The sequence below is a fragment of the Streptomyces sp. NPDC043853 genome (genome assembly GCF_056436025.1).
Genome location: NZ_JBWKDJ010000016.1, coordinates 146,003 through 169,537 on the forward strand (window position 1 = coordinate 146,003; position 23,535 = coordinate 169,537).

The following is a 23,535-nucleotide window of genomic DNA, read 5'->3' on the forward strand; positions in this document are numbered from 1 at the left end:
GGACGCGATCGGTGAGGGCGGAGTCCCCGTCACGGGCGCCGTGACCCGGGACGAGTACACCGTGGCGGCCAAGGCCGTCGGCCTGTTCCGGCGAGGGCGGGCGGTCGCTGCCCTCAGCACGGGGCTTCTCGCCGCCGCCAGCGTGTCGCCGTCCCCCGACAGTCTCACCGTGCACCCCCTCGCCCCCGGCATCGCAGCGGTGTGCGGCCTCGTCGTGCTGCTGACTCTGCCGCGGTGGGCGGTCGCCCGGAGCCACCGCACCGGCCGGGCCGCCGAGGAGCGGCGGGCCGTGGCGGACCCGGAGACGCCCGAACGTCAGACCCGCACGAGGCGGTGGAGACGGAACTCACCTCGGAGAAGACCGAGTTCGAGGGATTGGACGCGGTAGTCGCCATGGGGGATCTCCACGCGGAGCACGCACTCCTCTTCCGTGCCGCAGCCGGAACCGGCGCGTCGATCAGGGTGTAACGTCCCCCCCAAGGAGATCCCCACGGTGTCCTGCCACCCCGGTGCGTCCATGGCTCGCGCCACCCCCACCGGGAGGTCGACGCCCTCGTACCGGGCGAGTTCAGCCGGGCCATGTACCGGTCACCCGTCGGACGGTGACGGCTCCGGCCCGGTCCACGGCAGCCTTGACGGCGGCGAAGATCGCCCCGTGCAGCGCAGCGGCGAGCAGCACCTCCTGCCAGGAGCGGTCCTCATCGGTGGCGTCGGGTGCGGCGTCGTGGCCGATCACCTTCCACGCCCGCTTGAAGACCGCTCCGGCGATCCAGCCGCCGGCAGCGCCGAACGCCAGCCCCAAGGGCTTGTAGGCGACGGCGGAGGCTTTCACCGGTGCCTCCGGCCACGACGCACGAGCAGGACGACCAGCAGGGCCGCGGCCGCGGTGGCGGCGATCAGGGGAGTGTGGTTGGCCCGCGCCACGGTCGCGGCTGACGCGGCTTTGCCGCGGATCTGATCGGGCGTCCTGGCGGCAACGAGGTGACCCGCATGGGCCGCGCCGTCGCGCACCTGAGCGGCCGCCTGGGACGCCTTGTACCGCATCTGTTCGGTGGCCAGGACCGCCTTCTCGACGACTTGCTCCTTGATTTCGTTCGCCTTCTCCTTGGCCTGCGCTGTGACGTCCACCTTGGCAGCCAGCGCCTCCACGGTCTGGCCGAGCTCTTCGCGGGTCTGCTCGACCTGCTCGCGCAGCTGGTCAGGAGTCGGTGCGGACCGGTCGCCCGGGGACTTGTGACTCATCGCCGTGCCCTCTCTTTGATCTCGGCGGTCAGGGCCGCCGCCCATGCGGGCAGGACCAGCACGCCGGCCGCGATGACGGCGCCCATCAGGAACTGGGAGGCCGGAATGCCGACGAATCCAGCGCCGCCGAACAGACCGCCACCCGTGCCGTAGCGTCTGCCCTTCCGGGCCGTCTCCGCCCGCGCCGACTGCGTTTCTTCCCGGACCAGCTCCGAGATCTGCTGTGACGCTCGCGAGACCAGCTCGCCCACTGCCTCGTCCCTGCCGTGGCCGGGGCAGCGTTCCACGGTATGCACGGCCCTTCCCACCCTTCCTGTCTCGACGTGCTCGCCGACGACCGGTCCACGGCCGCGCGGCGCGCCCTCTGCTGCTACGCCTACCCGTCATCCCGCCGGCCACCCGTCGCAGGCCTCGGGCCGGTCCTCGCCCGCTGCCCGCCCGCCCACGTCCGGAGGCTTGCGCAGGAGGTGCCGTACTCGGACCGGCAGCCGGTTGCGAACACCCACCCGGCCCCTGACCTGGCGTTTCGGAATGCAGTCCGGCCGTCGCCCTCGCCCTCGGCGCGATGAGTCCACCGCTCACCGCGGCCCAATGGCGCGGCCGCGCCGCCACGGATCCGAGAACCCTCACGGCCGGATGTGATCCGGCGCAGCGTGGAGCGCCCCGAAGCCTCTCCAGGATCAGCAACCTGCACCGCCTTCGTCGGGTAGCTGCCGGGCAGGCTCGGACTGGACCCGTACGCGCCCGCGGCCGGTCCCTGGCCCGGAAGCTCGCACCCGAACCGGCTTTGACCGCCTCCCGAGCGGCCCTCCTCGTGCGGGCGATCGACCTGCGGGCAGCCCAGCCCGGAGTGCTCCGCTCGCTCCGCGAGCTCAGTGTCGCGGTCGAGGGCCGCCCCGTCCTCGCGGCCCGGGTGGCCGAGGACCTGGAGGATGCGCAGATCCGCGAGTCGGCGTACGCCAACGCCCTGTGCGGAATCCGAAACCGGGATCCAGCGGCCAGGCCCCACTCGCCCCCGCCGACGCCACTTCCGGCCTGGTGCGCCGGCTGGCTGCCGGCGGCGGGGGGTGCGCGGCCACGCCGTACCGGAGTGGCGGACGTGCCGGACACCGGCCGGCGTCAGGCCGGGCGCGGTGGTCGGCGCGGGACGGACCGGGCGCAGCGGACACAGGTGGTCGCGCGGACGCCGATGTGGGGTTTCCTGATTCCCTTGGCCAGCCGCGGTGCCGCTGAGTTGCCGCCCAGCCTGTGACCTGGCCTCAGCCGACCGGTCCTCGCCAGATGTTGTCGAAGGCGGCCTCCTGGATGGCCCGGCGTTGTCTTTCGGATGCCAGCTCCACCACCGCGTCGTTGACGGCGGCCAGCACGGCCGCTACGGAGTCGTCTGTGACGTCAGGTGCGTCTCCGGTCCGCTCGCCTTGGATCCCGGCGGCTTCCGCGAGGGCGGCGAGGACGGGTTCGGCCGCAGCCTGCCGCTCCAAGGCGCGGTGGCGGGCCGGAGAGTCGATCGGCACCGGCTCACCCGCGAGCCCGAAGAGCCCGCGGCGGCGGTCCTCCCTCACGAGGTGTCCCTCAGCCTCCAGCGCGGACCGGTAGGCGGTGGACAGGCCGCGGCCCCTGCGCCACAGCCAGTCGGTGAGCGTCTCGTGGGGCGCTTGCCGGACGAGCGTCGCGGTTGCCTGGGCCAGCAGCCCGTCCTCGGGGGCCGGTTGGACGGCCGGCAGGATCCTGTCGCCGTCCAGCCGGACGGTCCCCGCCTCCACGAGGTCGATCAGCTCGGCGCCCGCGAGTGCGAGCGACAGATCGCCCTGTTCGGCGGCCCGCTCGGCCCCGTCATCCAGTGCGATGATCAGCAGATCCCGTGCCGTGGTCATGAGGCCGCCGTCCCGTGCCTTGGAGTGTGTACGCATCGAGCACGCCGGGTGCCCCGCGCGCGAGAGCCTATCTGGCGGAGGCGGCCCGTGCCCGCGTTCCGGAACGGCGGAAACCTCCCCGTCGCCCTCTTCGTCCGGCTCTGCCGGTGGGATTCAGCCCCCTGCAACGCCGGTGCCCGAGCTCTCCGATTCGAGCCGGGCCCCCGACCCGACTGGTCACCCTCTGTGTTTATCAACCGCGAATTCGGTAACAACAGGTAGTGACAGACAGGCAGTACCGGACGAAAGGCGAGACCATGAACCTCGTGACCATGCTCATCCTCGTCGCGGTCCTCGCACCCATCGGCTTCCTGCTCGCGGCCCCCAGCGCCCCGGTGCGGCGCAACCCCTTCCCGGGCCGTCGACTGCGTGGTCGCCACCGCAGTTCGGCCGCGCCCCGGCTGACCGAGGTCCCCCAGCAGCGGGGAATCCAGCACCGCGCGCGTTGACTTGGGCCAGCCGAGCCCCGCGGTCCAGACGGCCCGTGGCACGGACGAGGCGCCCCATCCGCTCCAGAACGACGGGACGACGGGACGACCGGGTATGGGTCCCCCACACGTCGCTCGGGCCGCGAGTTCGCCCCGGCCGGGGGCTCCAAGTCGGCTGGCCGCACTGGCCGTTGGGACATGGCGGCAGCGGCGCGGCTCTGCAGACGGTGCATGCGCTGCACCGTCCGACCCGCCCACGCGCCCGAGGCCCCCCCTGCGCGAAGACGGCCGAATGCGCCTCCGCCAGAACAACCGAGGCGCGTAGGAACGCGGATGTGGCAAGAGGCGCTGAAAGTCTTCGCTGTCCCCGTCCGGAGAGAGGTCACCATGCCGCGCCCCGCAACAGTTGCCGAGTCCGTCCGCCCGGCCGATCTCGAGGCGGCCCCGGGAACGGGCCCCGTGTGCGGGGCGATTGCCGACACGGCCGGTCTTCCTCCGCTGACGACACAGGCGCGTGAGGTCGCGCCGACGGACGCCCGGGAGCTGACCAAGCTCTTCCTCGTCAGACTCCGCTCGCTGGAGGAGGGCACCCGCGAGTACCAGTACGTACGCGGCACGCTGATCGAGTTGAACATCTCCCTGGTCAACTACGCCGCGCGGCGCTTCCGCAACCGGAACGCCCAGGCAGCCCGGAGTGCTGTGGACCGTGATCCGTGCCCGCAAGGCCCTCACGGCCGCCACCGCCACCGGAGCCGCCGCGCTCGTCGCCGTTTCGTACGCGGCCGGCCGCCGCGCTGGCCTTCGCCGCCGGGGTGCCCTGTCCCGGCTGACCGGCGGCCCTCTCTGACCCCCGGCCCCCGACCTCCGGCTCCCTCCTCGAGCGGAGCCGTTCATCCGGGGCGGCGCTCCCGAGTGGGTTTCGACGAGGACGGCGGACCGCACGAGGAACGCGAGGCGCGCGCCCCGGGGGAGTTCGACCGACCGGCCACCTCACACCCTGCGGGTGATGGTGACCAGGACGATGACGGGCCCAGTCGCGCGCTGCGGGTCGTGACCGGCGGTGACCGCGGTTCGCACGGCTTCGCGGACGTTCCGGGCGACGTCGACCACGAGGTCGCCGGCGTGCAGGACGCAACGCGCCTCCACGTGCCGGCCCCTTCCGGTGCGTGGTCGCAACGGATCCCGCCCGTGTCGGGAGGCCGTTCCCGCGGCTTGCTGATGAGCCGGCTCCACGAGGCGTATCAGGAAACCCGCGCCGCCAAGGTGATCGACGCCTGGCACGAGTGGCGGGCCGACCGCCCCCTCTTCCCGGTCGGCGGTTACGAGGACCGGCCGACCGTACGCACCCCGACGCCAGGCCTGGTCGTGGCGGGCGACGCGGTACGCACCCCCTCCTGTCCGTGGACGAAACACGCGGCCCCTGCGCAGAGCCAGGAAAGTCCGGTATCCGCCTCCCGGCGCGGAGCGCTGAGCAAGGCGGATCGGCTACAGCCCCTTCACACAGTCTTCGAACTCGGGAAGGGTGACCAGTCCGTCGCCGTCGACGTCGGTCCTGTGGAACAGATGCCGCAACGATTCGCCGCTGAGGCTCTGCCCGGTCAGCCGGTTCATGGCGCGGCCGAATTCGTGTACGTCGAGCATCCAGTCGTCGTCGGCGTCGGCGGCCCCGAACACCGCTCGCACCTCCGGCCTCGCATCGGAGTCGCCCATGCGGTCCCTCCCTGGCAGGTCCGACCCGGCATTGCCGGACCTGACTCGGCTGCCCGCTCCGAGCTGGGTCAAACAGTGTCAGCGGCCGCCTCGAGGCCCGGCGATCGCCTCACGGGCAACTCACGCGTGCAGCGGCGTCGGTGCGAACCGCTGGCGCCTGGGCTGAGGGCGCGCTCTCCGGGATCGTCTTCGGCATCCACCAGCACCATCGCGCGCTCGGTGTCGCCGATGCCTGCCGGTGAACGCCACGTGAACTGGTCAGCCGTCTCTCGAGCTGACCGGCAGGGATCCGTACTTGCGGCACGTTCAGCGCCGCGATCATCGGCGTCCGGTGGCCAAGGAGCCGCCACGCCTTGGCCATCTTGCCGGTCGCGGACACGATCGTGTCCCGTGCCCCTTGCCGGTGCGGCACCGATGACCTTGCAGGCAGACAGCTGGCTCGCCTCAGCCCGGCTTTCGACTTCACCGGGGTGGACTTGATGAGCCGGCACCGCTACCCCGCGGACACCACCGACGCCGAGTGGGCCCTGATCGAACCCCTCCTGCCGGTCCCGGCCTGCGAGACCGAGGCCGGCGGAGCCCCGGATAAGCACCCTGGACGGGAGAGCGTCGACGCAATCCGCTACATCGTCGGCACCGGCTGCAAATGGAGAGCCCTGCCCGCCGACTCCCCGCCCTGGCGCACGGTTCAGTGACAGGCCGTGCACCCGATTTGCTGTGGGCGGGGACGGGCTGGTTCGGCCGAAAGCGGGCACGACCGAGAGACGATCTTCAGTACAGTGAGGGGAAGTTGGCCTTCGTACTGTTTCAGGTGGGAGAACCATGCAGATCGCCATCACGGCGCGGGACGACGGCGGTCGGGTCGGTACGGACGATCTCAGGGGCTGGCTCGGGAAGCAGCGGGAGCTGCGCGGGCGCGTGCGGCGCGGGGCCGGTGAGCCGCCGGCGCCCGGGACGATGGGGACGGCAACCGAGGTCGTCACTGTGCTGCTGGAGCCGGGAGGCATCGTCACCGTGCTGGTGGCTGCGGTGGTCACCTGGGTGCAGAACCGCAGCGGTAGTCAGACCGTGACCATCACGCGGCCCGACGGCACCGAGGTGACCGTGACGTCCGACCGGGTCAAGGGGCTCGACGCCCGGCAAGCCGGCGCGCTCGCCCAGGAGATCGCGGGGCAGCTGGGCGTCCCGGTGCAGTGCCGGGAGCGGGCCGAGCGGGCCGAGCGTGAGGTCCAGGCCGAGCCGTCCGCCGCCCCGGCAGAACCCGGGGCGGCGGACGGAACCGCCCAGGCATCCGGTGACGGACGGGAAGAACCCGGGCCCGACCCCGAGCCCGGCGGTGACGGCCGCCGTCCGTGACTGCTCCGCCGCGCCGTACCAGCGACCTCGCGGGCCCCGGCGTCCGCGCCGTGCTCGTCGGTACGAGCGTCCACGGCCCAGGGTCCCAACTCCCCGACCTGCCCAGCGTCGAAGCGTCCGCCCGCGACCTCGCCCGCGCCCTCCACGCGATCTGCGGCATGGAGCCCTCGCAGATCGAGCTGCTCCTCGACCCCGCCGACGGCGCCGCTGTCGTCGAGGCCGTCGAGCAGGCCGTCGCCGACGCCCGCGGCCTGGTTCTCTTCGCGTTCATCGGCCACGGGCTGTTGGGCCCGCAGGACCAGCTCTACCTCGCCACCGCCACCAGTACCGCGCAGGGCATCGCGCGCTCCATCCCGTACCAGGTCATCAGGGACACGCTCGGCAACAGCAGCGCCCGCGTCGTAGTCCTGCTCGACTGCTGCTTCTCCGGCATGGCGCAGGCCGCCTCCCGGGGATCCGTCCGCGACCCCTACGTCACCGCACGGCCCGACGGCAGCTTCCTGCTGACCTCCGCCTCGAACTACGCCGTCTCCTTCGCCCCCGAGGGCGAGCGTCACACGCTCTTCACCGGGAGGCTGCTCGACCTTCTGCACGAAGGCGATCCCTCCGCACCCGCCTGGCTCACCCTGGACGGCGTGTACACCCACCTCGACCGCCGGTTACAGGACGGGCCCGTACGTCCCCACCGGCAGAGCGAGGACCGGGCAGGCGAACTCGTCGTCGCCGCCAACAGGGCCTACCCCGCCGCCTCCGTACCGACGCCCGGGCCCGCGCACCCTGCCGACGGCACGGCCTGCCCCTACCCCGGCATGGAACCCTTCCGGGCCGAGGACCACGAGCGGTTCTTCGGCCGCGAAGCGCTCGCCGGCGATCTGATCGCCGAAGTCGTGCGGCCCGCACATCCGACGGGCGCGCCGGAGGCGGCGGCTCCCGCGCCGGTCGTCCTTGTCGGCGCCTCCGGCGTCGGCAAGTCCTCCATCCTGCGGGCGGGTCTGCTCGCAGGCCTCGAACGCCGGTACGAGTCCGACCCCGCCACGCCCTGGCCCGCGCTGCTGCTCGCGTCCCCCGGACCGCACCCGCTGCGCGCCCTCGCCGACCTGTGGTCCCGGGCCTCCGGCACACCGCGAGCGGAGGTCGAGCGGCAGCTCGGCGACGGCCGCCTGCCCGACGACGGGGCCTGCCGGGTGCTGGTCGTGGACCAGTTCGAGGAGGTCTTCACCGCCTGCAAGGACACCGACGAGCGCGCCCGGTTCATCCGCGCCCTGTGCCGCGGCGCGATCGCCGCCACGGACGGCAACAGCCCCCGCGTCGTCCTCGGCCTGCGGGCCGACCACTACGGCAGCTGCCTCGAACACCCCGAACTCCGTCCCGCCCTCGAAAGGCAGTGGAACGTCTGGCCCATGGACGAGGACTCCCTGCGCGCCGCCATCGAGCACCCGGCCCACGACGCCGGACTCCGGCTGGAGACCGGACTCGTCGACCTCCTCCTCCGCGATACCCGCGAGGGCGGCGGCCGCGACCACGGCTCGGCGCTGCCGTTCCTCGCCCACGCCCTGCGCGAGACCTGGATGCGCCGCAGCGGCGCGATCCTCACTCTCTCCGGATACGCGGCGACCGGCGGGATCTGGGAATCCGTGGCCCGTACGGCCGAGGACATCTACGAGGGCTTCGACGAGCCGGGCCGCGAAGCCGTCCGCGAACTGGTCCTCGCCATGGTCTCCCTCACCGGCAGCGGCGACGAGGCCGTCCGCCGCCGCATCGGCCTCGACGAACTGCTCGAGGACCGCTCCGGGGCCCGGCGGCGCACGGTCACCGGCGTCCGCGACCGGCTCGCCCGGGCCCGCCTCATCACCCTCGACCAGAGCACGGCCCAGATCTCCCACGAAGCGCTCCTGCGCGCCTGGCCCCGGCTCCGGCGCTGGATCGAAGAGGACCGGGCCGGGCTGGTGACCCGCCAGCAGCTGACCGACGCCGCGGACGCCTGGAACCGCGCCGCGCGTTCCCCCGAGTACTGCTACCGCGGTACGCGCCTGGTGGCGGCCGTCGACTGGCTGGGCGAGCAGCGGCACGCACGGCTGGTACGCCCCCTTGACCGGCAGTTCGTCGCCGCGAGCCAGGCCCTCGACCGCTCCGAACGACAGCGCGAGCGGCGCCAGCTGGAGCAGGAGAAGCGCCGTACGCGCGAGCTCCGGGAAGCGCTGGCACGGGAGCAGGAGCAGGCGGAGAACATCCGCCAGGCGGGGTTACGGCTGCAGCGCCAGGCGCGCCGGCTGAGGCAGTTCGCCGGGGTGATCGGCGGGATACTGTGCCTGGCCCTGGTCGCCGCGGGAGTCGCGCTCCAACAGCGGTCGAACGCCCGGGCCAACGGCGAACAGGCACAGAACCGCCAGCTCCAGGCAGCCGCCCGCGCCGGCATCGGCTCCGATCCGCGCGCGGCCCTGCTGCTCGCGGTCGCCGCCCACCGCGAGGCCCCGTCGTCGCAGACCCGCGACACACTGATGGACGTACTGAACGGAACACAGTACGCGGGCTCCCTCGACGCCGGGGGCTGGGTCGAAACGATGGCGTACAGCGACGACGGCCGGACCCTGGCCGTGGGTCAGTACGACGGGGTCGTCGGCCTGTGGGACGCGGCACGGGCCGGCGGGGAGCCGCGCAAGCTCGCCGAGGTCGTCGCCAAGAAGTCGGGCTTCCAGGGGAAGACCGCGCTCTGGATCGGCGACGGCACGTCCCTGCTGCTCACCGGCGCGGACGACGAGAAGTCCGTGGGCGCGTTCTCGCTCGCCGCCGACCGCAGCCGCCCGCAACCCCGGGGCAGGAACGCGCTGCCGATGGAGGGATTCGTGGAGCAGGCGGAGTTCAGCCCCGACGGCCGGCTGCTGATGACGTCCTCCTCCTACCAGACGAGGCTCTGGTCGGTGGACCCGGGACGCGGTGCCGTCCACGCCCGCGCAACCTTCCCCCAGCGCGAGAGCAACGTCCAGGCCGCCGCCTTCGGACCGGGCGGGGCCTCCCTCGCGCTGGCCTGGCAGGACGGCACGGTGGAGCTGTGGGACGTCGGAAACCCCGGCCGGCCGCGCAGCCTGGGCACGCTGGAGGGCACCGGCGGCCCGGCCCGCGCCATGGCTGTCAGTTCGGACGGTAACACCCTCGCCGTCGGCTCCGGCGACGCCCAGGTCCGACTGTGGGACATCTCCGCGGCCGCCGGCCGAGGCCTTGCCGCCGCGGACCGCCGCCCCACCGCTGTGGTCAGCGGCCACGGCGGCCCCGTGGAAGCCGTCGCACTCAGCCGGGACGGCCGCCACCTCGCCCTCGGCAGTACCGACCACTCGGCGACGGTATGGGACCTCTCCGGGGCCCGTCCGACCCGTTCGGCCGTCCTGTCCGGTCACGCCACCACCATTTCGGCCCTGGCATTTGCGCCCGACGGCCGTACGCTCGCCACCGGCGACCGCGACGGGGAAGTGAGGCTCTGGTCGCTGACGGACCGGCTGCTCCCCACCGTCGCCGCGCGGCCGTTCACCCTACCCGCACCGGACTACTACCGGTGGCTGCAATCGGTGGTCCCCCACGTCCTGTCCCCCGACGGGAGCCTGCTGGCCGTGGCCACCGCCGACGATCAGCTCGGTCTGATTCCGCTGACGGGGCTGTCCGCGGGCCACCGGGCAGGAGCGGTCCGCCTGGAGGCGGGCGGGGAATTCCGGAACACGGCGATGTGGTTCTCGACCGACGGCGGTCGGCTGGCGGCCGAAGGCCCGGCGGGCGTCCTGACGGTGTGGAACGTACGGGATCCCGCTCGCCCGAAGCAGGAGTTCCGGTTCCAGGCGGGCGCGGCGGGCGACACGTACGATCTGAAGGTTTCCATCCGGGACGGCCTCATGGCGACCGGCTCCGAGGCCGGAGCCACCCTGTGGGACCTCTCCCGGCCAGGCCGGCCGGAACGGCTCGGGTCCGTCAAACGGGATTGGAAGCACGTCCCGGAAGTCCTGCTCGCCCCCGAGGACCCCCTCCTGGCCGTCGACGGCGCACTGTACGACGTCGGTGACCCGCGCAAGCCCGACCGGCTGTCCGCCTTGCCCTCCGCCGACGGCAGCCGTACCTATCCGACGCCGCGCGCGTTCTCCCCCGACGGCACTCGACTGCTGGTGACGGAGTTCGGTGGCAGGGGAGGCTTCCTCTACGACGTCTCCGACCCGGCCCGGCCCCGGTTCCGGAGCCACCTCTCCCAGGGCAGCGAGACGGGGCCGTACGCGTTCAGCACAGACGGCCGACTCCTCATGGGCGCCGCCTCCGGCACCCGGCTCCTGGCCTGGGACGTGTGGGACCCCACCGCTCCGCACCCCGTAGCGACCCTCACTCTGGACGACGAGGCGCGCGCCCTCGGCATCTCCTCCGACAGCGCCACACTGACCACCTACAACTACCCCGGTCAGGCCGTCCGCTGGAACATCGCCCAGCTCGGCGCCACCCTGCGTGACCCGGTCGCCCGCGCCTGCCGCCTCGCCGCCGCCAACCCCACCCTCGCCGAATGGGAGCGGATGGCCCCGGGCGTCCCCTTCCGCCGCGTCTGCCCCACCCTCACCCCCGCCCCCTCCCCACCCCCCACAGGCATCCTCCCGACCTTCCCCGTCCGCTCGACTCCGCTCCCTGCGGGGGAGTGAGGACGGCGGGCCCCCGAACCGCTGGACCTGCCTGCCGACCCCGACCTGCGAGCAGCAGGCGGAAAGACGGGAGTAGGGGGGACGCTGCGCTGTGCACGGGTCCCTCCCACCATTCCTGGTGATCAGGGGCGCGGCTGCGGGCTGACCGGCACGTCATCGCCGGAGCCGGGGCGTGGACATGGCTCCGGCGGAGTCGCGTTCGTAGCGGCGTATGACAGTGCCGGTGGCCCGGTCCAGGCGGGCCAGGCCGAATCGGGTCAGGACCCGGTGGACGGTCGAGGGCACCAGGTCCAGCAGGTGCGTGATGCGGTCGGCCCACCGCCGGGCGGTGGTGTGGCGTTAACGCTCTGATTCGGCTCCACTTTCCGGCTTGAGTTGGCCCCGCCCCTGGGGCGTACGGAAGCGTTCGGGGGTTGTTCCGGTCTGATCTGGCCCCACCGGGTGGCGGGTGGTGGGACGGTCGTGGTGGGCCACCGTGTGGGGGCGATGCCGGATGGAGTTGTCGAGGGAAGAGCTGTTCCTGCGGATCCGCCGTGACTCGTGGCAGGAGGAGCTGTCGATGCGGGCGCTGGCCCGCAAGTACGGCGTGCATCGCCGGCTCGTGCGCGAGGCTTTGTCGTCGCCGGTGCCCAGGCCGCGGAAGACGCCGGTGCGGCCCGCGCCCGGGTTGGATCCGTTCAAGAAGACGATCGACGAGTGGCTGCTGGGGGATCTGGAGGCGTCGCCGAAGCAGCGGCACACGGTCCAGCGGATCTTGAACCGGCTGCGTCAGGAGTGCGGGGCGGAGATCGCCTACACCACGGTCTGGGACTACGTCTCCCGTCGCGTGCTCCTGCTGCACCGCCACCTCGAACACCGCGACGTGATCGCCGGAATCCGATCCGCCCTCGCGGCCGGCGCCCACACCGCCGACATCGTCGCCCTCGAAGCCCGCTAGGCCGCTCGGAGCGATGGCCGTTCCCCCACGGTGACGGTCACCGGGCCGGCGCCAGCTCTGCCTGGGCCGGAGCCCAGCGAGGTGGTCAGCCTGAACGCCCGCCGGGCCGTCCGCCTCCCCACGACCAGCGTCCCCTGCCCTCTCTCGACCGCTGGGACCAGCTTCTGAACCGCTCCAGGAAGGACGCGCCATGACCGGCCCGCACCACAACCTGACCGAGACCGCCTCCGACGCGGCGATCGACACCGCCTGCCGGGTCCTGCGGCTGCCCACCATGCGAGCCCAGTTCCCCGACCTCGTCGCCCGCGCCGAACGCGAACAGCTCTCCTACCGAGGGTTCCTGGCCGAGCTTCTGATGTCCGAGTGCGAGGACCGCGACCGGCGACGCTCGGAGCGACGGATCCGGGCGGCCGGCTTCCCCCGCCAGAAATGGCTCTCCGACTTCGACTACAGCGCCAACCCCAACGTCGAGCCCGCCGTGGTCAACAACCTCGCCACCTGCGACTGGGTCAAGAAGGGCGAGCCGCTCTGCCTGATCGGTGACTCCGGCACCGGCAAGTCGCACCTGCTGATCGGCCTCGGGACGGCCGCCGCCATGGCCGGCTGCCGCGTCCGCTGTGCCCTGGCCGCCAAGCTCGTCAACGAGCTCGTCGAGGCCGCCGACGAAAAGCAGCTGTCCAAGACGACCGCCCGCTACGGGCGCGTCGATCTTCTCTGCATCGATGAGCTGGGTTATCTCGAGCTCGACCGGCGGGGCGCCGAGATGCTGTTCCAGGTTCTGACCGAGAGGGAGGAGAAGAACAGTGTGGCCATCGCTTCGAACGAGTCGTTCGGAGGCTGGACCAAGACCTTCACCGACCCGCGGCTTTGCGCGGCCATCGTCGACCGGCTCACCTTCAACGGCACCATCATCGAGACCGGCACCGAGTCCTACCGGCTCGCCCAGACGAAAGCCGACCGCGAAGGCGACCGCCCGCTCAGCCTGACGAACCGCCCCGTCCCGATCAAGACCCGGGCACCTACCATCACCCCCATGAGCGACCGATCAGCCCTGGCCCCGTTCCACCTGGACGAAACCGGTGAACCCGACCCCTCCTACTGCCTCTATCTCTTCGACGGCGACATGGAGCAGGTCGCCGACGTCTTCGAGGAGCACAACGCCGAGAGCCATGGTCATGGCTGGGAGGGGCTGGCCGAGTCCTTGGTCAATTCCCGCATGCCCGCCAGCGCGGACAAGCTCCACTTCGGATCAGAAGCCGGCACATTCGTTGTCTCGAGCAGCGACCTCAAGGCCCTCACAGAGCTGGCCATCCTCTTGCACTCCGCCTTTCACAACCGCGAACTCCTCAGCCAGTACATCCTGACGGCCGGCCCTCGCTTCCTGCACCGATAGGGCCCGTGAGTGGGGCCATAACTGACCGGAACCCGGGGCCACATCAGACCGTTCCGACAGCACCCAACTCCCCTGAATGGAGCCACCCCAGGCCGGAAAAGTGGGGCCAGAACAAGGCGTTAAAGCCAGCATCTCCCTCGAGGACATACACGACATGGCACCAACCGCGTTCGAGCAAGCAGTGGCCGCCCTGGCCAGACGCGACGGTTGCCACATCCTCCGAGAAGGCGGCGGAGCACGCGACCTCGGCGCAGATGTAATCGCGGTGACGCCCGACTCCCGGCGCATCGTGTTCCAGTGCAAGCATCGCCAGGTGGGAGTGAAAAAGGTCGGGTCACCCGAGATCCAGACCCTCAATGGCACCGCCCGCCCGCAGCATCGTGCCGACATCGTCGTGGCCGTGACCAACGGAACGTTCACCAAGCCAGCCGCCGACTTCGCACGTGATCACGAGATCCACCTCGTAGACCAAACTCGGCTCAACCGCTGGGCTCACTGGGGCGAACCCCTGCTCGCCGTACTCGGCCTCGAGGAGACACCACCAGGCATCGCCCTGGCACACACCGCTTGACCAGACCGCCGCTCCCCACCCAGGCACACCCGGCGAGCGCCACGAGAGCGAGCGTGGGATTGAGCGCTGTGGGGATGGGGAGCTGTACCTGGCCGACAGCCACGTAGGGGGAGGGCCAGATCATGGGAACAGGCACGGTGGTGCTGGTGTTGTTAGCCGTCCTTGGCGCGGGCGGCCTGGTGGGGGTCCTGGTTCGGTCTGGGCGTCGTGAAGCCGAAGCGGAGAAGGCGCGGCTGGCAGAGCAGGCGAGGATCCAGGCCGTACGGTCGATGGAGGCGCTCTGGGCGATGGACCCGCTGCAGTTCGAGGAGTACGTCGCGGAACTGTGCCGCCGGGACGGATGCGCCGAGGTGCGGCGCGTGGGTGCGGCGAACGATCTGGGCGCCGACGTGATCGGCAGGCTGCCGGACGGCCGGAAGCTCGTGGTGCAGTGCAAGCGCTACGCGAAGCACCGGACCGTCGGCAGCCCTGACCTCCAGAAGTTCAACGGCACCGCGCGCAGCGAACATGGAGCGGACGTCCCGCTCTTCGTCGCCTCCTGCAAGTTCACCAAGCAGGCCCGCGCCTTCGCCGCCCGCCACGGCTTGGTCCTCGTCGACGTCGACCTCCTCGGCTTCTGGAACAGCGGCACCGCCCTCACCGCGCTGCTCGACCTGGACATCAACCGGTCCGGCACGAACCGGAAGCTGTCCCCCGACAACTGAGCTCCTGCCGCTCAGTAGCCAGCGTCGATGCCTTCCAGCCGTTCCCGAGCCCGCGGCGCCGGGGCCGCGATGCCGGGGCGGCGGGCGCCGGGCGGGTGTTCAGCGCAGCGGTCACCTGCACGGCCGCTGTCGGCGTGAGGCCGGCGGTGACCTGTCCGGAGGCGAGGACCCGTGCGTATGTCCCGGGCCCGGAGGCGGCCAGAGCCACCGCGAGGGCGGCTGCCGCCGTCTCGGCCGGCCCTGCGCCCCACCGGGGTTCGTCCGTGACGGTCAGCAGGGCGGGTCCAACTGGTCGACCCGGTGCCCGGTGAGGCTGTGCGTGGTGAGCGCCCGTCGCAGGCCGGTGCTCAGCACCGCCGGGTCCTCCGCGCGGTCTGTCCGGCCGGACGGCGGGAAGCGGCCGGGGCGTGCTCGACGCGTTCGCGGAGTGCGGGGACTGCGGCTCCAGGATCGCGGCCGCCTCCCGGCTGAGCTCGGACAGGGCTCCAGCGAGGACCTCCAGCGCTGTGGTCGCGTCCTCGATGGTTCCAGCGCTCCACCGCTCGGGCCAGCAGCGCCGGCGAGGGCACACACCACGATCACCGTGCTCTCGGCCAGCGGGTGGAGTGCTTCATGTCCCGCCCAACGAGTCAGGTGCGGCTGTCCCGGGGGCGAGGCTGCTGTGGTTACGTGCTCCGCTGGTCGCGGGTGTTCTGGCGGAGCTGGTCGGTGTGGCGGGTGAGGGTGTCGATGCGTTCGGCGAGGTGGGCGTCCTGGGGTCGCAGGTGTGCTCGGGTAGCGGCCAGGGGCTGCACCAGGCGGGCGGCGTCGTTGTCGGCGAGGGCCTGGTTCAGCTCGCCGACTGCGGGGTCGGCGCTGGCGGGGAGGCCGGTGAGGGCGGTGATCTGTCCGGCGAGACGTCGCAGGTCGGCTGCGTTGTCTCTGGCCCAGGCGGTGACGGTGCGGTCGGCGGCGCGGGTGTCGCGGGTGGCCTGGACGCGCTGTTCGCCGGTGCTTCCGTCCGGACCGGGGCGCAGGCGCAGGTAGCGGCGTTCGGCGGCCTGCCGGCTGGCCACGCCGAGGGGGCCGGCGAGGTCGGCCCAGCTGACGCCCTGCCCGCGGGCGGTTTCGATCAGTCCGCTCTCCCAGCCGGCCAGCTGTTCGCGGACCTCGCGCAGCATCAGCAGCGCGGCCAGCGCCGGGTGCGGGCCGGAGGCCGCGCCGTGAGGCGCTGCGGTCGGGGCTGCTGTTGAGGGTTGCTGTGCCTGCTGCACGGACCGGTTGATGGCTTCCAGGGCTGCTGCGGCGGCCTGGAAGGACACGGGTGCGGGGGGGGGTATCTGCTGGGGTCGCGGCATGCTCCGTCGTCTTGTCATCCTCCAGATGACGTCCTGCTTGTCATCGTTCCGATGACATGTTACAACGGGAGCACGTTGAAGCGCATTGGCAGTTTCTGCCTGAACCAACTGGAGGTGTTTCGCGATGTTGATGCGCACCGACCCGTTCCGCGAGATGGACCGGATCGTCCAGCAGCTCTCGGGTACGTCGGGGACCTGGTCGAAGCCGTCGGTCATGCCGATGGACGCCTACCGCGACGGCGACGCGTACGTGATCGCGTTCGACCTCCCCGGTGTGAGCACCGACGCGATCGACATCGATGTCGAGCGGAACATGCTGACCGTGAAGGCGGAGCGCCGCCCGGCCCTGAAGGCCGACTCCGTGAAGGTGGAACTCTCCGAGCGGCCGCTGGGTGTCTTCTCCCGCCAGATCATGCTGGCCGACACCCTCGACACCGAGCACATCGAGGCGGACTACGACGCGGGTGTCCTGACCCTGCGGATCCCGATTGCCGAGCGTGCCAAGCCGCGCAAGATCAGCATCCGCGCCGACGCCGGCCCCAAGCAGATCTCCGCCTGAAGCGCACCCGCAGCCAGCGGAGGGCGGGGAAGAGCCGATCCCCCTCCGGCACCCGCCCTCCGCCCCCTTCTTTGACCTGCTTCACCCCTCCCCGGAGGTGATGTCGATGTCGATGCGCAGGGAGTCGTTCCTGGCCCACGTGCAGGAACGCGGCGAGTACGAAACCGCTGGGGAAGCCGACCGTGTCGCCCGCGTCGTCCTGGCCCTGCTCGGCGCACACCTGGTCGGCACGGTCCGCGCCGAGCTCGCCGCCCGGCTCCCCGAGACATACGCGCTGATCCTCCTCAACCCGCTGCAGGCCGCCGAACCACTCTCCCCCGAACGGTTCGTCCGGGCGACCGCGGCCTGGATCGAAGGGGCCACCGAGGAGACCGCCCTGTGGGACATCGGCGCGGTCCTGTCCACCGCGGCCGCTGCCGCGGGCGATGTCCTCATCCGCGAGGTCCTGCTCCAGCTCCCGCCCGGCTACGACCTCCTCTTCGGCCGCCCCCAGCCCGCCTGACCGGCAAGTCCACCTGACCGCCACCGGCCCATGGCCGGACCTTCCGCACAGAAAGGCAACCACAGCCGTGTACGACCAGCCTCGAGCGAACGCCTCCCAGCCGGCCATGACGTTCGACCAGATGCTGGAACGCGTGCGCTACGAGGGTGCCTACCCCACCCGCGAACGCGCCGCCGAAGCCGTCCACCAGGTCCTGTCCGCTCTCGGCCGCCAGCTCACCGGCGACGAACGCGTCGACCTCGCCCAGGTGCTGCCCGGCGAAGCCGCCCTCACGCTGACCGCCCAGATCCCCGAGACCGAACACCTCACCGGCTGGGGCTTCGTCAAGGACCTGGCAGCCCGCACCGGGGTGAGCCCGGCTGTCGCCCGCTGGGACACCGGCGCCGTACTCGCCGTCGTCACCCGACTTACGGGCCCCGACCTCCTCGCCCGCATCCTCGGCCAGCTCCCCGACGACTACGCCCTCCTCTTCGGCCAGGCACAGCTGCGCCGGCCCGAGCCCGCCGCCGCCTGACGGGGGCCCGGCCCACGGGCACATACGAAACGGGTCCGGGACCGCAGCTGCGGTCCCGGACCCGTCGTCTGAGGCGGAGTCTCAGTGCTTGAAGGTGTCCTTGATCTTCTCCTTGGCCTGGCGGGCGTCGCCCTTGGCCTGCTCCGCTCGGCCCTCGGCGGTCAGTCGCTCGTTGCCCGTCAGGCGGCCGGCGGTCTCCTTGAGCTTGCCCTTGGCCTGCTCGATCTTCGCCTCGGCCTTCTGCTCACCAGACACAGCTGATCACTCCCTGCTCCGTGGAAAGGTCCTACAGCGCCGCGTATGACCGCTTGGCCCCTTCCTAAACGAAGGGGCGCGCGCCATCGCGTGACCCCCGTGGCCGGCGGGCCCGACGGTGTTAGGCCTGCTGCGTCAGCACGTGGCCGGCGTGGGGCAGTTCCTGGATGTGGGCGGCTGTCCCTTCCAGCGGCAGAAGAGGGCGCACAGGGCAGGCAGCCTGGGTGTGGTCGTGGTCGACCTTCCAGGTGGGCAGGGATGCGGCACCGCCTTGGGTGGAGACGCGTAGAGGGTGCCGGAGCAGCCTTGACACACCAGCGAAGCGTGGATCACAAGAGGGCCCTTCCGTCGGTGCAGACTCGGCGCGCTCCCATGATCGGCCTCACGTCAGCAAAACGATTCTCCTGCTCCGTGGGCACCACGGTGCGGGGCATCCAGACGATCTTTGCTCTGCCTGCTCCCTGGACAAGGCCGGAGACAACAGAGAGCGGCGCCTCGCTGCAGCTCGCCGCCTCGACCGCCCAAGGGGGCGGCATCTCGAGCTTCATGACCCTCCTCTCGCCCCGGGCCCGCACCTCGGCTCGCCGATCGCGGGACGGCTGGGGGCGGGTATGCGGAGACGGTGATGGTTCTGGCCTTGGGATGGGCCGGGGTACGCATGCGCGGCGCCCGTGGGCTCGGGTCGTGCACGGCCACCTCGATGCTGTCCGGGTGGGCGGTCAAGTCCAGGGTGCAGGTGCCGCCGGCATGGCGCAGGGCGTCGGTGACGAGTTCCGAGACGACCAGGACCACGGTGCCGGCGGCCTCGACTCCGAGCCGGGGTGCCAGGACCTCGAGGAAGTCCCGGGCTCGCTCGCGAGCGTCGGCGATGGCGGGGGCGGAGGGGGCCGCCGCCACGCGGAGGATCATCGTGTCCATCAACTTCACCTCGGTCTCCTGGGGCGCTCCGCGCGGGGCATTTCCGCCCAGTGCTTGTGCCCCGGCCAGGGGCGGGCTACCCGGTAGCGGCCGCCACTGCGTCCTTCGGTGTCGCTGCTCGAGGCCGATTACCTCATCTTCGAATCCACAAAAATCTATGTTGGTCAATGTAGACATTGAGGTGTGGCACTGGTATGGTTTCGTACGTAGCCCGAAGAGATCGAAGGGCCCGGCAGAGACGAACTGCCGGGCAGCAAGACCGCAACAACCGCAGTTGCAGTGCGCAGGACGGTGCGGTGGCGGAGTTTCGAAGCCAGGTTGGTTGCAGGACGGCGACGGGACTGGTGACCGCACCGGGTGGCCCGCAGTGATCAGGGGCCGCCGCAAGCAGTACCGCAGTTAACGCAGTGGCAGTACCCGCAGTGAATGCAGTTCGCAGTACCCAGCAGTGAAGTCAGTGAGCGGTACCTCGGTGAAGGCGTCGGCTGCGGGCGCGCGCACCGGGAGGTTCGGCAGTGGGGTTCCAAGCCCGAGGAGACGCAGGATGGGCGACAGGCCGGCTGCCGGAACGTGGCGCTGGATAAGGCCACGAGCAGTACGCAGTATCGGCAACACAAGTAGTTCGTAGTACCCATAGTTGAAGCAGTTGATCACCGAGGGAAGAACGGAGGAACGGGACGCCATCAGGATCGCCCGGGCGGAAGTTGGAGCCCGGGTACCGCAGGACATCGATAGTGAGGTGGTCTCCGGTCAAGCAACCGCGATCCCCGCAGCCCCGACAGCATTCCGGTCGGGCCGGCGGACACAGAAGGCCGACGCAGGATCAGGGTCGGCAGATGGTGTAGCAGTTCCTTCGGGGCCCTGGTGCCATAGGCGCCAGGGCCCCTCAACGCGTTCCACGAGAGAGGTTCCATGACAGCACCGGATCCGACGGGCCCGCTCGACGGCCACCTGGACGACGACGACTACCCCGCCTACACCATGGGCCGGGCCGCCGAGATGCTCGGCACCACCCAGGGCTTCCTCCGCGCCATCGGCGAAGCCCGCCTCATCACCCCGCTCCGCTCCGCCGGCGGACACCGACGCTACTCCCGCTACCAGCTGCGGATCGCCGCCCGTGCCCGGGAGCTCGTCGACCAGGGCACCCCGATCGAGGCCGCCTGCCGGATCGTCATCCTCGAGGACCAGCTCGAAGAGGCTCAGCGGCTCAACGCCGAATACCGCCGGGCAGCCGAAGAAGCGAGGCCACCGGCCGCCTCCTGAAGCGGCCTGCTGCCGTCCGAGCCCGGCGCGGGGGCGCTGCCGTGACGCGACCACTCTGCTCTGGTGACAGGGCGTGTGTGCGTGTACCGTCTGGGTTAGCTGTCGTGGTTCGGATGTTGCCGTTGTGCCCACGCCGAAGGCGTGGACATTTTGCTGTGCCGTGTCGCAGGAACCAGGGCGATCACCTCCGCCTCCGCACGTCGCGGAGGCGTACATCGACTGGAAGGCTTGGCTATGGCTACGGGCACTGTGAAGTGGTTCAACGCGGAGAAGGGCTTCGGCTTCATCGCGCAGGACGGTGGCGGTCCGGACGTCTTCGCTCACTACTCGGCGATCAACTCCTCCGGCTTCCGTGAGCTCCAGGAGGGCCAGGCCGTGACGTTCGACGTCACCCAGGGCCAGAAGGGCCCGCAGGCGGAGAACATCAACCCGGCCTGACCGTCTCCACCGCCGCCCGCAGATTCGCGGCGACCGCGCTCGAAGCGTCAGTCGCGGGCGGCGGTCGGAAGGTAGGAAGACGAGATCGGGGCGCCGGCATCAGGGATGTGCTTGCCGCGCCCCAGCGACGAGGACGCAGCGTTGTCGGGTCCCCAAGCGCAGCCAGGCCAAGCGGCAACGGGGCCCAGGTGGCCACCCCGCGGCCCATAGGTCGAGGCCGGCACTGATCTGGGGAACCTGTCGGCTCCCAGGGACGGTAGTCCGATGTCCAGACGGGTTCCACTGCGAGCAGGCGCAGGAATCGGGGAACTCACGCGTTTCGCGGAGGCCGGCGCGGAAGCGCCGGTGCGCAGGTCCTCGACGAAGGCGGTCACGGTCTGGTGGAAGCGGCGGCGCTGCTCGGGGGTGAGGCGGTCCAGGTCGGCGGTGAAGCGGGGCAGGGCCTTGTACGTGGGCACGTTCCGTCTCCTGCCGGGAGACGCTTGTCCGCTTCCGGCAGCGCGGGCAGCCCTGCCTGCCCATGAACACGTGCGCCACCTGGGCGAACCAAGGCTCGTGCCCGGCGGGGCACAGCCACCAGACCGGCACGTTGGCCCCGGCGGTCTCTTCCGCCGGGTGAGGGCATCGTTCAAGGACGGGTGACACAGCGTCGCGAGCTCGGGGCTCTCGCTCGACAGCGCCTGGTAGCGCACCCGGCCGGAGCAGGAGGGGCACGCGCCGATGCCGCGGACGCGGTGGAACACCTTGGCCCGGAACTCGCCGGCGCACACGGTGCACTTCCACCAGACCAGGCGGTGCGAACCGGCGGTCACAGCTTCGGCCTCCAGTCCGTCGTTGCGCTCGGGGTGCCACTGCACCGCCAGGTCCGGCCGCGCCTCGGGGAGAGCGGGAGCGCGCTTCCTCCGGGCGCAGGCTGGGCAGCCCGATCCGGCGACGGTCCTGTGGCTCACCTTCGCCTCCCAGCGGTGTCCCCGGGAACAGCGCCATCCCAGTCGTACGCGGGAGTTGACCAGCAGTTCTGCCACGTCGGCCGGTGCGCTGTCGGGGTCCACCTGGGCGAGCAGCTCGGGCATGTCGGCCAAACGCCTGTCCGGTGCATCGAGGCCGGCCCTCGCGCAGGCCGGGCAGCCGGTGCCGCGGCTGCGGTTGGATATTCGCGCCGGGTACTCGTGCCCGACCGGGCAGTGCCACCAGACCTTGCGCTGTGAGCCGGGCCCGAACTGGTCAGGTGCAGCGTCGTTGCGCGGGTGCCACTCCGCTACCAAACCGGGCGAGTGCTCGCTGAGCGTGGCCCGGCCACGGGGAACGTACCCGGCACACTGCGGGCAGCCGGTCCCAGCGACACGGGAATGGACCTGGGCCTGCCAGACGTGCCCCGTCGTCGCACCGCCAGAACACAGCCTTGTGAGAGCCGGGACCGATCTGCGCCAGGTCCAGGTCGGCGTTCAGCTCCGGGTGCCACTGGGCGGCGACGGTGGGGTGCTCGTTGACGAGGAAACGAGTACGACGTGTCATAGCACGCACCGTAGGACGCGTCACTGACACGCCTTTGCCGAGGTCATCAGGCTGGAGCGATTCACCGTCGGATGGCCCGGCCGGACGCCCTGACGATGATCGCCGTCACTCTCCGGCCCTTGTCAGTGGGCGAGTAGAGAATCACCGGATGGCCGATGAACCGACGGAGGCCAGCGAGTACGAGAGCCTCGCCATCTCCTTACGCACCTACCTGTCCGAGACCGGCTTCTCCTTCACCGGCCTGACCGGCAAAGAGGCGACCCAGTCCATCACCCGGGCGGTGGTGCAGTGGGTGGGAGCGTCCGGGTGGAGGTGCAGGACAGAGGCGCAGATGCGCTACATCGACCCGCCCCGCCTGAGCTTGTTCTTTAAGGTCGGATCGGGCCAGCCGCGACGTGCGGCACCGGGTCGCCAACCGCCCCGAGCAAATCCGTTGGCACCGCGAGCCTTCAGACGACAAGACTGCGCTGGTGAACACCCTGCCGCCGCTGCCCGGCCCGCCCCCTCTGCCAGTAGCGGACCCGCGTGTGCGCGACGTCGTTCTCGACTATGCGGGCATGGACGCCTTGGTGGCCGACCTGGTTCTGCCCGGCGGCGCGTCGATGTACGTCATGAGCGCGATGGAAACGTCCCGCGAGCTCATCCGGCACTCCTACTACCGGTACGAGTTCGCCACCGTTGCCGTCACGCATTCCCTGTTCGCTCTGGAGCACGTCCTTGCCGAGCGTCTGGCCATCGACGAACCGGTCCAGGACCTCGTCGAGCGGGCCGCCGATGCAGGGCTCATCCCGGTCGAACTCGCTGCCGAGCTCGACCGCAGTCGACTACTGCGCGACAGTCTCACGCGGGGCACTGTGACAAGTGCCGCCCTCGGCCCGGTCAGGGCCATCACCATGTTGCGTGCTGTCTTCGATGCTGTTTCCCTGCTCCTTCCCCCACCATCTGCGGCAGAGGTGGGAGCTGTCGACATGAACGGAGCGCAGCCTGAAGATCGACTCGCCCGGCTGTGGGAGGAACACCGGCGCGCCCTGTACCCGGACAGCTTCCGCGGTATTGACGTTGAGGGCGTAGAGCTGATCCTCCTGGACGCCGACGTCGCCGGCCTCGTTCAGAGAGAGCTGAACGGTGGGCTCGACGACAGTGGCATTGCCATCCTGTGGGCTTGCATCGCCGACCTCGACAAGGTCCTGACCCTGATCAACTCGGAGTACTGCGCCTCCTACTTTGCGAGACTTCGGACGATGGCCAAGCTCGCAGCAACCCGCTACATCCCCACCGCGATCTGACACGTGGAGCCCAAATTGGGATCCCCCACGACA

The 23,535-nt window shown here is 71.1% G+C and carries 23 protein-coding genes and 6 pseudogenes; 17 read left to right on the forward strand and 12 right to left on the reverse strand.

The window, feature by feature from the left end; genetic code table 11:
• Nucleotides 1-568: 568 nt before the first annotated feature.
• The 4 genes from AC067U_RS31940 to AC067U_RS31955 form a co-directional block, all read right to left on the reverse strand.
• Entirely contained in the window at nt 569-832 is a 264-nt protein-coding gene (locus AC067U_RS31940; protein ID WP_478833311.1) for a DUF4235 domain-containing protein, read from the reverse strand.
• Nucleotides 829-1,242 carry a DUF3618 domain-containing protein gene (locus AC067U_RS31945; protein ID WP_478833312.1) on the reverse strand — a complete coding sequence of 138 codons (414 nt, stop codon included), beginning with the start codon at nt 1,240-1,242 and terminating at the stop codon, nt 829-831. Before AC067U_RS31945 ends, AC067U_RS31940 begins: the two co-directional genes overlap by 4 nt.
• Entirely contained in the window at nt 1,239-1,538 is a 300-nt protein-coding gene (locus AC067U_RS31950) for a phage holin family protein (RefSeq protein WP_478833313.1), read from the reverse strand. Before AC067U_RS31950 ends, AC067U_RS31945 begins: the two co-directional genes overlap by 4 nt.
• A gap of 963 nt (nt 1,539-2,501) precedes the next feature.
• Nucleotides 2,502-3,116, reverse strand: a complete 615-nt coding sequence (locus AC067U_RS31955) for a GOLPH3/VPS74 family protein (protein ID WP_478833314.1) — start codon at nt 3,114-3,116, stop codon at nt 2,502-2,504.
• A 296-nt stretch (nt 3,117-3,412) separates the two neighbouring features.
• On the opposite strand from AC067U_RS31955, the gene AC067U_RS31960 reads away from it, so the two are divergent.
• Nucleotides 3,413-3,604: a hypothetical protein gene (locus AC067U_RS31960; RefSeq protein WP_478833315.1), complete on the forward strand. Its 192-nt coding sequence runs from the start codon at nt 3,413-3,415 to the stop codon at nt 3,602-3,604.
• Between the two features lie 366 nt (nt 3,605-3,970).
• Nucleotides 3,971-4,264 (forward strand): annotated as a pseudogene (locus tag AC067U_RS31965) (RNA polymerase sigma factor SigF); the annotation flags it as partial.
• A gap of 309 nt (nt 4,265-4,573) precedes the next feature.
• Here AC067U_RS31965 and AC067U_RS31970 read toward each other — a convergent pair.
• Nucleotides 4,574-4,729 (reverse strand): hypothetical protein, encoded by a 156-nt coding sequence (locus AC067U_RS31970; protein ID WP_478833316.1) that lies wholly within the window; start codon nt 4,727-4,729, stop codon nt 4,574-4,576.
• 81 nt (nt 4,730-4,810) lie between these two features.
• On the opposite strand from AC067U_RS31970, the pseudogene AC067U_RS31975 reads away from it, so the two are divergent.
• Nucleotides 4,811-4,972, forward strand: a pseudogene (locus tag AC067U_RS31975) (isorenieratene synthase); the annotation flags it as partial.
• Nucleotides 4,973-5,068: 96 nt separating this feature from the next.
• On the opposite strand, the gene AC067U_RS31980 reads toward AC067U_RS31975, so the two are convergent.
• Nucleotides 5,069-5,293: an EF-hand domain-containing protein gene (locus tag AC067U_RS31980; protein WP_478833317.1), complete on the reverse strand. Its 225-nt coding sequence runs from the start codon at nt 5,291-5,293 to the stop codon at nt 5,069-5,071.
• A 479-nt stretch (nt 5,294-5,772) separates the two neighbouring features.
• Here AC067U_RS31980 and AC067U_RS31985 point away from each other — a divergent pair.
• From AC067U_RS31985 to AC067U_RS31995, 3 genes and pseudogenes are all read left to right on the forward strand, one after another.
• Nucleotides 5,773-5,982: pseudogene (locus tag AC067U_RS31985) on the forward strand (transposase); the annotation flags it as partial.
• A 133-nt stretch (nt 5,983-6,115) separates the two neighbouring features.
• Nucleotides 6,116-6,649 carry an effector-associated constant component EACC1 gene (locus AC067U_RS31990; RefSeq protein WP_478833318.1) on the forward strand — a complete coding sequence of 178 codons (534 nt, stop codon included), beginning with the start codon at nt 6,116-6,118 and terminating at the stop codon, nt 6,647-6,649.
• Complete coding sequence (locus tag AC067U_RS31995; RefSeq protein WP_478833319.1) at nt 6,646-11,310, forward strand: caspase, EACC1-associated type; 4,665 nt, start codon at nt 6,646-6,648, stop codon at nt 11,308-11,310. Before AC067U_RS31990 ends, AC067U_RS31995 begins: the two co-directional genes overlap by 4 nt.
• A 183-nt stretch (nt 11,311-11,493) precedes the next feature.
• On the opposite strand, the pseudogene AC067U_RS32000 reads toward AC067U_RS31995, so the two are convergent.
• Nucleotides 11,494-11,634: pseudogene (locus AC067U_RS32000) on the reverse strand (IS481 family transposase); the annotation flags it as partial.
• A 169-nt stretch (nt 11,635-11,803) separates the two neighbouring features.
• Between AC067U_RS32000 and AC067U_RS32005 the strand changes: the two are divergent.
• From AC067U_RS32005 to AC067U_RS32025, 5 genes and pseudogenes are all read left to right on the forward strand, one after another.
• Nucleotides 11,804-12,247: a hypothetical protein gene (locus AC067U_RS32005; protein ID WP_478833320.1), complete on the forward strand. Its 444-nt coding sequence runs from the start codon at nt 11,804-11,806 to the stop codon at nt 12,245-12,247.
• A gap of 190 nt (nt 12,248-12,437) precedes the next feature.
• Nucleotides 12,438-13,211: pseudogene (gene istB, locus AC067U_RS32010) on the forward strand (IS21-like element helper ATPase IstB); the annotation flags it as partial.
• Between the two features lie 69 nt (nt 13,212-13,280).
• Nucleotides 13,281-13,640, forward strand: coding sequence for an Imm51 family immunity protein (locus AC067U_RS32015; RefSeq protein ID WP_478833343.1), 360 nt, complete (start codon nt 13,281-13,283; stop codon nt 13,638-13,640).
• A 76-nt stretch (nt 13,641-13,716) separates the two neighbouring features.
• Nucleotides 13,717-14,211 carry a restriction endonuclease gene (locus AC067U_RS32020; protein ID WP_478833321.1) on the forward strand — a complete coding sequence of 165 codons (495 nt, stop codon included), beginning with the start codon at nt 13,717-13,719 and terminating at the stop codon, nt 14,209-14,211.
• 122 nt (nt 14,212-14,333) lie between these two features.
• Nucleotides 14,334-14,915, forward strand: a complete 582-nt coding sequence (locus tag AC067U_RS32025) for a restriction endonuclease (protein ID WP_478833322.1) — start codon at nt 14,334-14,336, stop codon at nt 14,913-14,915.
• A gap of 665 nt (nt 14,916-15,580) precedes the next feature.
• On the opposite strand, the gene AC067U_RS32030 is transcribed toward AC067U_RS32025, so the two are convergent.
• A complete protein-coding gene (locus AC067U_RS32030; protein WP_478833323.1) occupies nt 15,581-16,252 on the reverse strand; it encodes an HSP18 transcriptional regulator in 672 nt (223 codons plus the stop codon).
• Between the two features lie 124 nt (nt 16,253-16,376).
• Between AC067U_RS32030 and AC067U_RS32035 the strand changes: the two genes are divergently transcribed.
• From AC067U_RS32035 to AC067U_RS32045, 3 genes are all read left to right on the forward strand, one after another.
• Nucleotides 16,377-16,811, forward strand: a complete 435-nt coding sequence (locus tag AC067U_RS32035) for an Hsp20/alpha crystallin family protein (protein WP_478833324.1) — start codon at nt 16,377-16,379, stop codon at nt 16,809-16,811.
• A gap of 106 nt (nt 16,812-16,917) precedes the next feature.
• Complete coding sequence (locus AC067U_RS32040; RefSeq protein WP_478833325.1) at nt 16,918-17,313, forward strand: DUF2267 domain-containing protein; 396 nt, start codon at nt 16,918-16,920, stop codon at nt 17,311-17,313.
• A gap of 106 nt (nt 17,314-17,419) precedes the next feature.
• Nucleotides 17,420-17,827, forward strand: coding sequence for a DUF2267 domain-containing protein (locus tag AC067U_RS32045; RefSeq protein WP_478833326.1), 408 nt, complete (start codon nt 17,420-17,422; stop codon nt 17,825-17,827).
• 81 nt (nt 17,828-17,908) lie between these two features.
• On the opposite strand, the gene AC067U_RS32050 is transcribed toward AC067U_RS32045, so the two are convergent.
• Together AC067U_RS32050 and AC067U_RS32055 are read right to left on the reverse strand one after the other, a co-directional pair.
• Nucleotides 17,909-18,082 (reverse strand): CsbD family protein, encoded by a 174-nt coding sequence (locus tag AC067U_RS32050; RefSeq protein WP_478833327.1) that lies wholly within the window; start codon nt 18,080-18,082, stop codon nt 17,909-17,911.
• 387 nt (nt 18,083-18,469) lie between these two features.
• Nucleotides 18,470-19,000, reverse strand: coding sequence for an ATP-binding protein (locus AC067U_RS32055; RefSeq protein WP_478833328.1), 531 nt, complete (start codon nt 18,998-19,000; stop codon nt 18,470-18,472).
• A 912-nt stretch (nt 19,001-19,912) separates the two neighbouring features.
• On the opposite strand from AC067U_RS32055, the gene AC067U_RS32060 reads away from it, so the two are divergent.
• Both AC067U_RS32060 and AC067U_RS32065 read left to right on the forward strand, forming a co-directional pair.
• A complete protein-coding gene (locus AC067U_RS32060) occupies nt 19,913-20,263 on the forward strand; it encodes a MerR family transcriptional regulator (protein ID WP_478833329.1) in 351 nt (116 codons plus the stop codon).
• Nucleotides 20,264-20,497: 234 nt separating this feature from the next.
• On the forward strand, nt 20,498-20,701 hold the full coding sequence (locus tag AC067U_RS32065) for a cold-shock protein (protein WP_019072426.1): 204 nt from the start codon (nt 20,498-20,500) through the stop codon (nt 20,699-20,701).
• Nucleotides 20,702-20,800: 99 nt separating this feature from the next.
• Here the strand turns inward: AC067U_RS32065 and AC067U_RS32070 are convergent, their stop codons facing one another.
• Complete coding sequence (locus AC067U_RS32070) at nt 20,801-21,484, reverse strand: zinc-ribbon domain-containing protein (RefSeq protein WP_478833344.1); 684 nt, start codon at nt 21,482-21,484, stop codon at nt 20,801-20,803.
• Nucleotides 21,406-22,216, reverse strand: a pseudogene (locus tag AC067U_RS32075) (zinc-ribbon domain-containing protein); the annotation flags it as partial. The pseudogene AC067U_RS32075 and the gene AC067U_RS32070, both read right to left, overlap by 79 nt.
• A 470-nt stretch (nt 22,217-22,686) precedes the next feature.
• Between AC067U_RS32075 and AC067U_RS32080 the strand changes: the two are divergent.
• Nucleotides 22,687-23,502 carry a hypothetical protein gene (locus tag AC067U_RS32080; RefSeq protein WP_478833330.1) on the forward strand — a complete coding sequence of 272 codons (816 nt, stop codon included), beginning with the start codon at nt 22,687-22,689 and terminating at the stop codon, nt 23,500-23,502.
• Nucleotides 23,503-23,535 lie beyond the last annotated feature (33 nt).